At 39.7% G+C, this 13,780-nt stretch carries 11 protein-coding genes; 2 read left to right on the forward strand and 9 right to left on the reverse strand.

The features are described 5' to 3' along the window. The first annotated feature begins 160 nt into the window (after positions 1 to 160). The gene (locus C9J12_RS00625) at positions 161 to 1,294 is read left to right on the forward strand and encodes a ribosomal protein uL16 3-hydroxylase (RefSeq protein ID WP_107240947.1); all 1,134 of its coding nucleotides are present in this window, start codon (positions 161 to 163) and stop codon (positions 1,292 to 1,294) included. Between the two features lie 124 nt (positions 1,295 to 1,418). On the opposite strand, the gene C9J12_RS00630 is transcribed toward C9J12_RS00625, so the two are convergent. The 7 genes from C9J12_RS00630 to C9J12_RS30575 form a co-directional block, all read right to left on the reverse strand. Then, positions 1,419 to 3,554, reverse strand: coding sequence for a methyl-accepting chemotaxis protein (locus tag C9J12_RS00630; RefSeq protein WP_107240948.1), 2,136 nt, complete (start codon positions 3,552 to 3,554; stop codon positions 1,419 to 1,421). A gap of 169 nt (positions 3,555 to 3,723) precedes the next feature. Continuing rightward, entirely contained in the window at positions 3,724 to 4,713 is a 990-nt protein-coding gene (gene oppF / locus C9J12_RS00635) for a murein tripeptide/oligopeptide ABC transporter ATP binding protein OppF (RefSeq protein WP_107240949.1), read from the reverse strand. After that, positions 4,713 to 5,678, reverse strand: coding sequence for an ABC transporter ATP-binding protein (oppD, locus tag C9J12_RS00640; RefSeq protein WP_006231262.1), 966 nt, complete (start codon positions 5,676 to 5,678; stop codon positions 4,713 to 4,715). Before oppD ends, oppF begins: the two co-directional genes overlap by 1 nt. 87 nt (positions 5,679 to 5,765) lie before the next feature. Next, complete coding sequence (gene oppC / locus C9J12_RS00645) at positions 5,766 to 6,677, reverse strand: oligopeptide ABC transporter permease OppC (RefSeq protein ID WP_107241208.1); 912 nt, start codon at positions 6,675 to 6,677, stop codon at positions 5,766 to 5,768. A gap of 14 nt (positions 6,678 to 6,691) precedes the next feature. Continuing rightward, positions 6,692 to 7,612, reverse strand: a complete 921-nt coding sequence (gene oppB / locus C9J12_RS00650; protein WP_011217875.1) for an oligopeptide ABC transporter permease OppB — start codon at positions 7,610 to 7,612, stop codon at positions 6,692 to 6,694. Positions 7,613 to 7,704: 92 nt separating this feature from the next. Continuing rightward, the gene (locus C9J12_RS00655) at positions 7,705 to 9,339 is read right to left on the reverse strand and encodes an ABC transporter substrate-binding protein (RefSeq protein ID WP_107240950.1); all 1,635 of its coding nucleotides are present in this window, start codon (positions 9,337 to 9,339) and stop codon (positions 7,705 to 7,707) included. Positions 9,340 to 9,804: 465 nt separating this feature from the next. Beyond that, positions 9,805 to 9,972: a hypothetical protein gene (locus tag C9J12_RS30575; RefSeq protein ID WP_170111692.1), complete on the reverse strand. Its 168-nt coding sequence runs from the start codon at positions 9,970 to 9,972 to the stop codon at positions 9,805 to 9,807. An 836-nt stretch (positions 9,973 to 10,808) separates the two neighbouring features. On the opposite strand from C9J12_RS30575, the gene C9J12_RS00665 reads away from it, so the two are divergent. Beyond that, a complete protein-coding gene (locus C9J12_RS00665) occupies positions 10,809 to 11,228 on the forward strand; it encodes a MerR family transcriptional regulator (protein ID WP_193944629.1) in 420 nt (139 codons plus the stop codon). 290 nt (positions 11,229 to 11,518) lie between these two features. On the opposite strand, the gene C9J12_RS00670 is transcribed toward C9J12_RS00665, so the two are convergent. Together C9J12_RS00670 and moaE are read right to left on the reverse strand one after the other, a co-directional pair. Further along, complete coding sequence (locus C9J12_RS00670) at positions 11,519 to 12,598, reverse strand: porin (protein ID WP_107240953.1); 1,080 nt, start codon at positions 12,596 to 12,598, stop codon at positions 11,519 to 11,521. Between the two features lie 730 nt (positions 12,599 to 13,328). Further along, complete coding sequence (moaE, locus tag C9J12_RS00675; RefSeq protein ID WP_107240954.1) at positions 13,329 to 13,778, reverse strand: molybdopterin synthase catalytic subunit MoaE; 450 nt, start codon at positions 13,776 to 13,778, stop codon at positions 13,329 to 13,331. Positions 13,779 to 13,780 lie beyond the last annotated feature (2 nt).

A 13,780-nucleotide genomic window follows, 5' to 3' on the forward strand; every position in this document is an offset into this window, starting at 1 on the left:
TCAGTTTCGACACAAAAATGAATCAAAAAAAACCAATATACACTGTTCTCTTCCATCAGAAATTTGGCTTAAGAAATATCCGCCATTAAATGATTTTTTATCTAGCATGGTGCGCTTTGCGCTATAATCGGCACTAAGCTCAATAATTAATAGTTTGAACATGTACCAGTTCACATTCTCATTTGAAGAATTTCTTGCCGAGTTTTGGCAGAAAAAACCTGTTGTCATAAAAGGTGGTTTTAAAGATTTCGTCGACCCAATCAGCCCTGATGAACTTGCAGGATTAGCAATGGAAGAAGACGTCGATTCCCGTTATGTCGCAAGAAACGGCGAAGAATGGGATGTTCGTCATGGTCCTTTATCCTTTGATAATACACCAGAAGATCACTGGTCATTCATTGTTCAAGCTGCGAATCATTGGCATGAAGGTGCAGCCCGCTTAGTTACACCATTTCGTCAATTACCAAACTGGTTATTTGATGATTTGATGATCAGTTATTCAACACCGGGCGGCGGTGTTGGCCCACATATTGACCAATATGATGTATTCATTACTCAAGGTTCGGGCAAACGACATTGGCGAGTGGGCCCTAAAAAAGATGATTACGAAGAAGAATTACGCCACCCTGCGCTTCGTCAAATCAAAGGATTTGAGCCAATCATTGACGAAGTAATGGAACCTGGTGATATTTTATATATTCCGCCAGGATTTCCGCACGACGGTTACGCGATAGAAACATCCATGAGCTTTTCTGTTGGCTTTCGCTCACCAAAGAAGCAAGAATTATTAAGTAGCTTTGCTGATTTCATTATTTCTAACGATATTGGAGATGTGCATTACCACAACCCTTCAATTCCTGCGCGTCAAAATAGCGGAGCAATCTTAGCAGCGGAATGTAATGATCTTGAAGCAATGATGCGAAGCTTGTTGGATCACCCTGATTTAATGAAACAATGGATGGGTGAACATCTAAGCCACAGTCGTCATGAACTTGATATCATTTCATCAGAGCCGCCTTGGCAAAAAAATGAAACCTATCAGTTTTTAGAAGATGGTGAAGAGTTCAAACGTTTAGGTGGCTTACGGGCTTTTTACCATCCAGAACAACCCAATGTTCTTTACATTAATGGTGACAAGTTTGAACTACCAGAAGAATGTTCAGAAGCCGCTAAATGCCTATGTGATGAAGAACAAGTCAGTTTGCCTTTACTTGGGAAACAGCTTGATCATCCTGCGTTTTTAGCAATGCTGACACAACTTATCAATATGGGTTATTGGTATCCCGTTGACTAATCTTCAATAATTGTTCAATTTCCGCACCAAACAAAAATGTTTGGTGCTCTTTATTATTGAGCAATAAAAAACGCCAGCTAGGCTGACGCTTTGGTGAAGACGGTAAATATACCAACAACAATACCTACACTTTAAATTGACTCGCGAGCGCTTTCTGTCGCTCTGAAATCTCCGTTAAACGCTGCCCTATATCTGCAGAGCTTTCGGCATGCGTTAAGATGCCCTCACTTAGCTCGCGAATATTAGACACATTACGGTTCACTTCGCCAGAAACAGCTTGCTGCTCTTCTGCAGCCCGCATTATCTGTTCATTCATGGCTTGAATGGCACCAACTGATTCCGTAATTTGGCTTAAACTATCAACCGCTTTACTTACCTGCTCGGCCGTATCACCTGCGAGTTGGTTTCCTTCTTCAATTGCACAAACAACACTGCGCGTGCCTTGTTGCAAATCGTCAATTACTGTATGAATTTGCCTAACAGAATCTTTTGTTCGGCTGGCTAGCAAACGTACTTCATCAGCCACAACGGCAAAGCCTCGCCCTTGGTCTCCTGCACGCGCAGCTTCTATCGCGGCATTTAATGCTAATAAATTAGTCTGCTCAGAAATACCTTCAATCACCTTTAATATCTCATTAATATTCTCGCTATTGCTTTCTAGCTCTTTAGCAATAGGAACCGCACTATCCATACGATTAACAAGACTTGCCATTAAGCCTGCTGATAACTGTATGACTTGCTGCCCTTGTTGCGCAGCACTATCTGCTTTTTTTGCAGCGTCGACTGCTGTTTCTGTGTGATCAACCACTTGTGCTGATGTTTGGGTCATTTCTTCTGATGCCGTTGCAACCATATCAACTTCTTTAAATTGTGATTCACTTCCATCACGAGTCTTGCTGGCAACATAAGCGGCTTCACCTGCTGTTTTACTCACCTCTTCAACCGTCACAACAACCTGACCAATGGTATTTTGCAGCTTATCAAGGAATCGATTAAACCAAGTTGCCAACTCCCCAACTTCGTCTTGTTGAGTAACAGCGATACGTTGCGTTAAATCACCTTCACCAGATGCTATTTCTTTTAGGCTTTCGACAACTTGTTTAATCGGTGCAACTAATCGTGATGCCGCAAATAACACCACTAAAATACCAAAACCGCCGATCAGAACACTCGCGATAATTTGAATCTTTGATGATGCTGAACGCTGGGCTTGAATCGCGCTATCTAATGCTATTGCTTCTTCTAATACTTGCTCTGCAGGAAGTTGGACTATAATGCCCCATGTGGTATTACCCAGCATGACGGGTGTATAAGCTAATAACCATTGTTGGTTATTACTCCAGCCAATAAAATCATTACCATTGCTTAACCAAGTGGGTAACGTTTCGGGCAATCCATCTTGCGGTGTATACCTATCCCCTAATCGACTTTCATCTTGGTCCCACGCTACAACCGTACCGTCGTTACTTAATAGACTAACTTTACCGATACCATTAAATAGATTGTTATCGACTTCGTTAATAACGGGCTGAAGGGTATTCAATTTAATATCGATTCCCATAATACCGATAGATTTACCATCAACAATCAAAGGCGTGGTTATTGAACTAATAAGATGACGTCCCGATTCTTCACTTGAAAAAGTAGGGTTCATCACACAGGTATTTTGAGAAAGTGCACTGCATGAAAAAATATCATTATCTGCACGCCCTGCTGTATTCAAACTAGTATTAACAATTTGCTCTTCAGTAAATACACGTTGAACGGCTTGCTGGTTTAATGACTTTGACCAGTAGGGTGCAAAACGCCCCGTACTATTGGCACCTACATAACTAGCATCATGATAATTATTGTCTTCACCGTCTAGCGCATTAGGTTCAAATACCACAAATGCACTATAGATATTAGGGAAATTATTGACCGAACGACGCAATAATTCATTAATTGAACCTCGAAGTTCTGCACTATTTGTATAATTCTCTTCAGCATTGAACTTTAAAAACAAAACGCTTTGCGCCAACATTTCAGCCCTATAAGTGGCTTCATCCATATACTGTTGAACATATATAGCCTGACGTTCCGATTGTATTTTTACGAGCGCTTCAGATTGATTACGCAAGGATGTGAACGTTTGCTCACTAACAAGTTGCTGGTTTTGACTTGAGAAATAAAATGACAGCCCAGTTAATACGAATACTGTAAGTAGTATCCCTACTCCTGCCATCAGCGTGATCTTCCATTGCACAGAAAGTGAACGCATATAAACAATCCTTGTTTGTATTTGATACCAAAATGTAACTGTTATTTATTTAATTATCAATATGCATAAATATTAATTAACCATTTATATATTAATGACATATGACATTTTTTTGACATAAAAAAAGCGCGGTTTTGACACCGCGCCTAAAGCCTGTCACAGGCTTGAACTAGTAAGCTTTTAAACAAGATACGGCATGAACATCACCGCCTTGTAAGTCTGGCTTTGTTTTCGCACACTCATCAGAGGCAATTGGGCAACGCGTACGGAATACACAACCTGATGGCGGATTGATAGGAGAAGGGAGCTCGCCTTCTAGCAATTGAATTACTTTATTCTTTTCCAATTCAGGATCAGGAATAGGTACAGCAGACATTAATGCTTTGGTATATGGATGCTTTGGATTAGCAAATAGTGCATCACTTTCACCCATTTCAACCGCATTGCCTAAATACATCACCAATACACGGTCAGAAATATGTTTCACTACCGACAAATCATGCGCAATAAAGATTAAGCTTAAGCCCATTTCTTTTTGCAGCGCTTTTAGTAAGTTCACAACTTGTGCTTGAATCGATACATCAAGCGCAGAAACGGGTTCATCACAGATAATCATTTTAGGCTTTAATACCAATGCACGCGCAATACCAATACGCTGACACTGTCCGCCAGAAAACTCATGAGGGTAACGGTTGATCACGTTAGGCAATAAACCCACCTTGGTCATCATTACTTTAACTTGTTCTTTCACGTCATCATCATGTAAATCTGGGTAGAACGCTTTTAATGGTTCCGCAATGATTTCGCCAACGGTCATTCGAGGATTCAATGAAGCCAGTGGGTCTTGGAAAATCATTTGAATTTCTTTACGTTTTTCACGCATATTTGAATGGTTTAATTTTGTTAAATCTTGACCAAGCCAAACAACATTGCCATCTGTAGCTTCAACCAAACCAATAACGGCACGTGCAAATGTTGATTTACCACAACCTGATTCACCAACAACACCGAGTGTTTCACCTTCATACAAACGGATATCAACCCCATCGACTGCTTTAAGCTTTAATGGTTTAGTCCAAGGCCATCCTGATTTAGCGGCGATGTTAAAGTGAACTTTTAAATCTTTAATATCTAACAATAGATTTTTTTGTGCATTCATTACCACGTCCCCAAGTCAGAAAAACAAGCACGTAAACGACCGTCAGAAAACGCTTTCAAATCTGGCGCTTCTTGCTTACAACGGCTCGATACACGGTGACAACGCTCTTGATAAGGACAACCAACAGGCAAACGCAATAAGTTTGGTGGGTTACCAGGAATCGTCGGTAATTCTTCACCTTCTGTATCTAAACGTGGAATTGCACGTAGCAAACCTTCGGTATATGGGTGCGCTGGCTTATAGAAAATCTCATTGATTTTGCCATATTCCATCGTACGACCTGCATACATCACCAGTACTTTGTCACAGCTACCAGCCACGACACCAAGATCGTGGGTGATCATAATGATCGACGTGTTAAAGTCTTTTTTCAGATCATTCAGCATTTCCATGATCTGTGCTTGAACGGTTACGTCTAACGCGGTGGTTGGTTCGTCGGCAATCAACAACTTAGGGCGACATAATAACGCCATCGCAATCATAACTCGTTGACGCATACCACCCGAAAATTCGTGCGGGTACATAGTAATACGCTGACGAGCTTCTGGAATTTTAACCGCATCTAACATGCGAACACTTTCTTCAAACGCCTCTTTCTTACCCATGCCTTTGTGCAGCATTAATACTTCCATAAGCTGATCGCTTACTTTCATATACGGGTTAAGTGACGTCATTGGATCTTGGAAAATCATCGCAATTTGCTCAGCTCGAACTTTATTCAGTTCTTTCTCTGGCAAATTGAGAATTTCATTACCTTCAAATTTAGCACTACCGCTAATAATACCGTTTTTAGCTAGTAGCCCCATAATGGCAAATACGGTTTGGCTTTTGCCTGAACCCGACTCACCCACAATACCTAGAGTTTCACCTAGATTTAGAGAAAAATTAAGATCATTTACCGCGGTGACAATACCGTCTTGTGTTGTAAATTCTACGCGTAGATCTTTGACATCTAATAAGCTCATCATTACTTCCTTATACTTGTATACCTAACTAAGCCCATTGCGTGAGAATGTCACCATTAACAGCACTGAGTTAAGTATCACTGATTCTTATCTGTCTTTTGGATCTAGTGCGTCACGTAAACCGTCACCCACATAGTTAAAGCAGAACAGGGTTACCACCATGAATGCCGCAGGGTACATCAACTGCCACAAAGCAACTTCCATTGTTTGTGAACCTTCTTGAAGTAGTGCGCCCCAACTCGTCATTGGTTCTTGAACACCTAAGCCTAGGAAGCTAAGGAAAGATTCAGTCAGAATCATGGATGGCACAAGCAGTGTTGAATACACAGCAACAATACCTAATACGTTCGGCACGATGTGGCGTGTAATTATTCTCCAACGGCTTACACCTGATACATGCGCAGCTTCAATAAACTCTTTTCCACGAAGTGACAAGGTTTGTCCTCGTACAATACGTGCCATATCAAGCCAAGAAATCGCACCAATCGCAACAAAGATCAGCATGATATTTCGACCGAAAAACGTCACCAAGACGATCACGAAGAACATGAATGGGATCGAATAAAGAATCTCAAGAATACGCATCATTACACGGTCAGTACGGCCACCGATGAAACCAGAAGTGGCACCGTAAAGTGTACCAATAACAACCGCAACTAGCGCACCTAACACACCAACCATTAGTGAGATACGCCCACCAATAAGCGTACGGGTAAACAAGTCTCGACCTAGGCTATCAGTACCAAAGAAGTGACCTTCAGCACCATAGCTTGGTGCGGCATGTAATGAATACCAGTCAGTATCATCATAAGCATAGTGACTCAGCATTGGACCAAAAATCACAGCTATCGCGATTAGCGTTAAAATCGCTAAACTCACCATTGCCGCTTTATTTCGTTTAAAACGTGTTCGAGCATCTTGCCATAAACTGCGACCTTCAATTTCCAGTTTTTCTGAAAACGCTTCGACAGCTTCTACATTTTCTTTTTTAGTTAGCATCATCTGTCTGGCCTCTAGTAACGAATTTTCGGATCGATATACGCAAGTAAGATATCAACAACAGCATTGAAGATGATCGTTAGCGTACCAATAAGAATTGTAATACCTAAAACCAACGAGTAATCACGGTTGAAGGCTGCGTTTACAAAGAGTTTGCCGATTCCTGGCAGACCGAATATCGTTTCAATAACCACAGAACCCGTGATAATACCGACGAAAGCAGGTCCCATATAAGAAACAACAGGCAATAATGCAGGTTTTAGCGCATGCTTAATAATGATATACGGGTAACTTAAGCCCTTCGCACGTGCTGTACGAATAAAGTTACTATTCAGTGTTTCAATCATACTTGCACGTGTAATACGCGCAAATGTAGCAACATATAGCAGTGACATACCAAACATAGGCAGTAACACAAATTTCATTGAACCGTCTTGCCAGCCACCCGCAGGCAACCAACCAAGATTGATTGAGAATATATAGATAAGAATGGGAGCCAATATAAACGAGGGCATTACAACCCCGGCCATGGCTGTCGACATGATAGTGTAATCAATCCAAGTATTGTGTTTCAACGCTGCAATGGTTCCGACGGTTACCCCCATCACCAAAGCAAAGATAAATGCAAAGAAACCAATCTTTGCTGATACTGGTAACGCTTTAACAACCAGTTCATTTACCGTGAAATCTTTATATTTAAATGAAGGACCGAAATCACCTTGAAGAATATTTCCAAGGTAGGTGATGTATTGCTCTGAAACTGGTTTATCTAGCCCATATTTGGCTTCAATGTTTGCCATTACTTCGGGCGGTAATGGACGTTCGCTTGAAAAGGGGTTGCCTGGTGCAAAGCGCATCAGGAAAAACGAAATGGTAATAAGTACCAATAACGTAGGGATGGCTTCAAAAATCCGTTTTGCGATGAATTTAATCATAAACTCTACCGTTTATTTTTATAGCTGTGACAGAAAAAGCGCTACACCCAAACCTTTAGGTGCAGCGTTTATAGCGTTATATATCTTGCTGTTTATTTGTCAGCAATGATGTACATGTCTTTAGTGAACAATTTGTCTTCTGCGTTGTTTGACGCGTAACCACCAACTTTAGTGCTTACAAGACGCGCCTTAACGTATTGGTAGATAGGTGCGATCGGCATATCTTCAGCAAGTTGCTTTTCAGCTTCAGCGTAAAGCTTCTCACGTTCAACATCAGACGTTGAACTCAATGCTTTAGCCATAATGCCATCATAAGCTTTGCTGTTATATTTTGGATCGTTAGAACTGTTGTTGCTTTGCATTAATGACAAGAAGCTTGATGCTTCATTGTAGTCACCACACCAGCCCGCACGTGTTACGTCAAAGTTACCCTGACGGCGGTTATCCAAGTATGTTTTCCACTCTTGGTTTTCAAGCTTAGCTGTTACACCTAGGCTCTTCTTCCACATAGAGGCAATAGCAACGGCTAGCTTCTTGTGGTTTTCTGATGTGTTATAAAGCAGAGTAAATTCTAGTGGGTTGCTGCTATCAAAACCAGCTTCAGCAAGAAGTGCTTTCGCCTCTTCATTACGCTCTTTCTGGCTTAATTTACCGTACTCAGGCGTAACAGGGTTAAAGTTAGCTGTGATTTCTGGTGTTAAGAAGTAACCAGGCTTTTGGCCTTGGCCTAATAACGCTTTAGTAATAATGTCACGATCGATTGCGTAAGAAAGCGCTTTACGAACACGAACATCATTGAATGGTGCTTTATCGTTATTAAAGCCGTAGTAGTACGAACAAAGGTTACCAGTAATAGAAACGTCTTCAGCGTGCTCTTTTTGTAAGCGACGGAAGTGTTCATTCGGTAGTTCGTTAGTAATGTCGATCTCGCCTGCTAAGAAGCGATTCATTTCAGAAACTTGGTTTTCAATTGGTAAATAAGTGACTTGGTTAATAACCGTTTTCTTATCATCCCAGTATTGAGTATTACGCTTTAATACGATGCGTTCGTTAACAACCCACTTATCAAGAACAAATGCGCCGTTACCCACGAAGTTTTCTGGTTTAGTCCAATCGTTACCAAACTTTTCAACCACTCTTTTGTTAACAGGCTTTACTGTTGTGTGGCCCATCATTTTCACAAAATAAGGAACCGCTTCGTTAAGCTCAATTTTTAGTGTATTCGCATCAACAGCGGTTACACCTAATGTTTCTTTATCAGCTTTACCCGCGATGATTTCAGCAGCATTCTTCATGGTCGTCATTTCGATATACCATGAGTAAGGTGATGCCGTTGCTGGATCAGCTGCGCGCTTAAAGCTGTATGCAAAATCTTCTGCTGTTACTGGATCGCCATTTGACCACTTAGCATCTTTGCGTAGGTGGAAGATAAATGTTTTATTATCGGTCGTTTCCCAACTTTCAGCGACGCCTGGAACAGTATTACCGTCTGCATCTTGGTTAACCAAACCTTCAAGTAGGTCACGGATAACATGCGACTCTGGAACACCTTCAGTTTTATGGGGATCAAGAGAGGCGACTTCAGTGCCGTTACCACGAACAAGCTCTTGTGTTGCAGATAGTTTTACGCCTTCAGGTACTTCAGCAGCAATTGTAGAAAAAGAAGTGGCTGCAACCGTTAGGCCCGCACTGATTAATAGTGCTTGAGTGATTTTGTTCTTATACATGCATAACTCCAATACATAATTCTTAGCATCCATGGCTTTCTTCAGCTGGCATAATAATTTGCAACCCATGCACTGTTAGTCCTAAACAATGCATAGCAAACCGAAGAATTGGTCAAAACATTAACAGGAATTGAAGCAATTTGCCACAAAACCATTACAAAAAGTTAGATAATTCTTAATATTGGTACTTTATGCAGAACAAATGACCAGACAAAAACAAACGGTTAGATATATCTATTAAAAAAACCACTCCGTAGAGGAAAATCCGCCAATAAAGCTAATGAAAGTGCCAATTTGAATAATAAAAACACCAAAATGAATAAATAATCAGCATAATATGCTCACAAAGACAACATCTGACAGTAGAGTCAATAACATAAAAGTAAAACTATGACCTTAAGGCATAAAAAAGCGCCCTTTTTAAGGCGCTTATTAAAAATGTGGTCACAAGTGAAATAAGGGAATTTACTTGTTTTCACTATCAAACTGGGTAATTTGCTTATCGTCACTAACAGATTGCTGTCTTTGCTCTAATAAAAGCTGTTGATCATCATCTGATTTTGCATTATCTGAAATGCCCAAATCATCCATCATCTGCTTAATCTTCTTGCTGCCTACACGTCTGTGTTTCATATAACTCTCCGCTGTTAAATAAGACCAGATAGATAAAAATTCATATTTTTACCAGAACACTCAATAAATATGGCACATAATTTAAGTATGCGCCTGAGCTGGTCTTTGATAGCAGTGAAAATAGAAATTATAAAAGCGTAATATCTGCCTTTTTCGCGTGGCTGAAGCACGTATTTTAATAACAAAAACGTATAAAAAAAACACTGATAGATTAAGATTTCACAACGCTGTTTTTTAATGAACTTCCTATACCTATCGATCCGCAATAGCGCTACTATCTTCATATCGGGATGATTAATTAGATTTCAGTAATCAAGCTTGATCTTGCCGATACTTCCGTTTCCGTTCTGTTAGCATTTGTGAGTTTAGTATGGCATCAGCAAAACCAGCAGCTTGTCTCGCTCGTCCTAGTCCTACCCGTGTTCGACATGGCTACGTGCCACCGGCACACCGTCCACAGTACAATAAAAAAAGTGATTAATAGCTAAATTATGCTATGAAATCAATAAAATAATAGCTCCTATATAGGGGCTATTTTTTTACTCGAAAATAATTTTTATTTCTCACTCTTACCCCTCTAATACTATTCTAGGTAAGTAGTTGATCATAATGTTGCGCAGGAAAAATCGCTTATAACTAGGCGTGGATTGCAGATAACTAGTGGCTCTAATTACAAAATTCATAACGACGTTATGAGTTATTTTAACCAGCAAAAATGATCAAATACTTATGTAGGATGGTATAAAACTAGCGACCAATTTCACGAAGAATAGTATTGGTATTAGACCCTAGTTGTGAAATGATACGCCGATAGATAGAGAGTAAGGATAATGAAAATGGAAAGTAAGGATACTTTCTCGATTTCTCAGCTTGCTGACGAATTTGATATTACGCTAAGAAGCATTCGTTTTTATGAAGACCGCGGTTTACTCACGCCTACACGTAAAGGTAAAGCTCGCGTATATTCAAAGCAAGATCGCGCTCGTTTAAAGCTAACTTTACGAGGAAAACGTTTAGGTTTTAGCCTTATTGATATTAGTGAACTCTTTGAATTTTACGATTCAAATAAGAGTAATAAGAAACAACAACAAGAGATGTTAAATGCAATAAAACACCGCCAACAATTATTAATACAGCAGCAGGCTGATATAGACGCTTTAATGATGGAATTAAATGCTGCAGAAAGGAACTGTTACTTACAGCTCGCTAAATTTGAACAACAAACCACGTTCAAAAAGATGTCTCACTCCCGCTAAGCTACACCATTACCGTTATTCTATACTTATGCCCCGTACCTCTAAGCCACTCCCTAGCTTATTGTTAGGGTGTCTAGCTCCTTAATACTCACAAATCATCATAGCCTCTCTATATTCACCTGATGAGATGTTTAATTAAATGATGTAGATCAGATGGTTGGATGTGATATACCCAAGCTACCTCAAGATGCTCGTTTCAACGAGAATTGAGGTAGCTTGGGTATAGATATAAAAAACCCGGCTACAAGAGCCGGGTAAAAAAAGCAGGGATATATCAGTGTACTCATTTATTACCAGTAAACACGTGCACCTAGTGCAAATGAACTTTCACTATCTACTTCAGTTGTACCAATAAATGAATCAGATCCTTTATTCGAATAACCCAATGTTGTACCGTCGCCGTAACCGTACTCAGCATAAACACGGAACCAGCTATTCACGTTGTAATCAGAGCCAACATAAACCAATGTACCATCTTGATCTTCAACACCATCTGCCGACTGTTCTGTATATTCATAGCCAGCATACGCAGTTGCATTATCAGCCCAGCTATATGTTCCCGCTAAACTGTAGCCATTTTCATCAATCGAAAGGTTAGAATTTTTATCTGACAGCTCTGCGTTGTAATAAGTAAAGCCAATGAGTGCTGCCCCAACGGTATATTCTACTGTACCTTCAAAATAGATATTTTCGATATCAGCAGTAATTTCTTTCTCTTGAGTAAAAGCTGGCAGAGAAACTTCTGGAGTTACGGTTTCTGTGCCAATTTTGTGTGACTTATCGCGGTTTTGACCACCACCAGCATGCAAGTTAAAGCCACCAACACTTGTACCTACATAGAGTTCAGCCAGTTCTTGGTTACTGTCATCTTCAGATAGACCGTAGTTCGCCGCAACCCAGAAGTTTTCGCCATCAAAATTATATTTAATTAATGAATCATGACGAGCACCAGAAAGCGTGGCGTAACGAAGCGCTGAACCACCAAAGAAATATGAGTAATCAGCACCGTAAACTTCATCTGATACTACCCATTGACGGCCAAATGAAATTTTACCAAATTCAGAATCAATACCAATATAATGCAGACGGTTATTCATAGAATAATCTGAACCATCCGCTTTATAATTCAGACCAAATTCAACTTTACCATACACATCCGTTGTGTCTGTTAATTTATATCGAGCGTCAACACCAGTACGAGAAGAGCCCGCATTTAATGTAACGTCTTTATCTTCTAACTTTTTAACTTCCGTACGAAGCTGACCATAAAAATCAACGGTACCGTCTTCTGTCTTAATAATTTCAGCTGCCATAGCTGAATTAGCTAATAAAAATGTTGGGATTGCTACTGCTAATAATGTCTTTTTCATTCTACGTTCCTGTAATAACTTATAATTATTTAACTCTTCCTGAGCTGCAGAGAACTTAGCAGTAACAAAAAAACACCGCAACACGGTAAAACCCCGCAAAATTAACATTACAGAAACAATCAACAAAGAAAACAACATAACAAAAAAGCACGATATATGAGTAATTAATCAATATTTTTAAATAAAACCCACCAAAACCCCATAAAATTGAATTTATCAAGAATAATAATTCCACCAATCATATTGGGTATTTTATAAATTATAATAATTAAAAGGAATAACAACAGAGAAAAAAAGATAAAAAAACATTAAGAAAAAACAAAAAAGCCAAAAAAGAGGTCAAAAAGCACTCAAATATTTATTAGTAATCAACTCTACATTCCTTTGAAAATAATATTAACAATAACAAATAAATATACTAACCACAGAAAGCATTCGAATTTAATATTAATTTGAAGTAATGGTGAGTAATTAAACCAAGTAAAGCCAAGCCATAAATTGACTTTATCTAAACGCAGACAACGCAAATAACCATTAGCGGTATGAAAAACAACCTAGCGATAGCTAAATATAAATTATAAAAAAGAGGAATATCCAATCAGTACACTTCATAAGAGGATATAGAGGTAATATTGGGAGTGATGTGATAAACCTTTCACATCATTGTTTCAGCCATTAAAAAAGGAGCTATTCGCTCCTTTTTTTGACCTACCTAACAATCCTTATTAGGTTATTTTTTATGCCAACGATCTGCAGCAGAAGTGTCGGTATCTCTAGCATCGACCCAACGAGTTTCGTTGCTCGTTTGCTCTTTCTTCCAAAAAGGCGCTCGGGTTTTAAGAAAATCCATGATGAATTCACACGCTTCAAATGCAGCACCACGGTGTGCACTTGTTACACCGACAAATACAATCTGATCGCCTAACCCCAAGTCTCCAACACGGTGAATCACACGTGTTTTTAATAATGGCCAGCGCTCGCGTGCTTGTACTACGATTTCTTCTAATGACTTCTCTGTCATACCAGGATAATGCTCGAGCGATAGCCCTGTCACATCATCACCTTGATTAAAGTCACGCACTTTACCAATAAAGGTTACCACTGCACCAGCATCTGTTCCTGCCGATAAAAGCGCATATTCTTCAGCAACAGAAAAATCATCAAACTGAACCGAAATCATTG

It is taken from the genome of Photobacterium frigidiphilum, assembly GCF_003025615.1.
Taxonomy (GTDB): Bacteria; Pseudomonadota; Gammaproteobacteria; order Enterobacterales; family Vibrionaceae; genus Photobacterium; species Photobacterium frigidiphilum.

Coding starts and splice junctions, on each gene's coding strand:
- oppF (WP_107240949.1), bottom strand. CDS start 4,713: ATGAATGCACAAAAAAATCTATTGTTAGATATTAAAGATTTAAAAGTT.
- C9J12_RS00655 (WP_107240950.1), bottom strand. CDS start 9,339: ATGTATAAGAACAAAATCACTCAAGCACTATTAATCAGTGCGGGCCTA.
- C9J12_RS00665 (WP_193944629.1), top strand. CDS start 10,809: ATGGAAAGTAAGGATACTTTCTCGATTTCTCAGCTTGCTGACGAATTT.
- C9J12_RS30575 (WP_170111692.1), bottom strand. CDS start 9,972: ATGAAACACAGACGTGTAGGCAGCAAGAAGATTAAGCAGATGATGGAT.
- oppB (WP_011217875.1), bottom strand. CDS start 7,612: ATGATTAAATTCATCGCAAAACGGATTTTTGAAGCCATCCCTACGTTA.
- C9J12_RS00670 (WP_107240953.1), bottom strand. CDS start 12,598: ATGAAAAAGACATTATTAGCAGTAGCAATCCCAACATTTTTATTAGCT.
- moaE (WP_107240954.1), bottom strand. CDS start 13,778: ATGATTTCGGTTCAGTTTGATGATTTTTCTGTTGCTGAAGAATATGCG.
- oppC (WP_107241208.1), bottom strand. CDS start 6,677: ATGCTAACTAAAAAAGAAAATGTAGAAGCTGTCGAAGCGTTTTCAGAA.
- oppD (WP_006231262.1), bottom strand. CDS start 5,678: ATGAGCTTATTAGATGTCAAAGATCTACGCGTAGAATTTACAACACAA.
- C9J12_RS00630 (WP_107240948.1), bottom strand. CDS start 3,554: ATGCGTTCACTTTCTGTGCAATGGAAGATCACGCTGATGGCAGGAGTA.
- C9J12_RS00625 (WP_107240947.1), top strand. CDS start 161: ATGTACCAGTTCACATTCTCATTTGAAGAATTTCTTGCCGAGTTTTGG.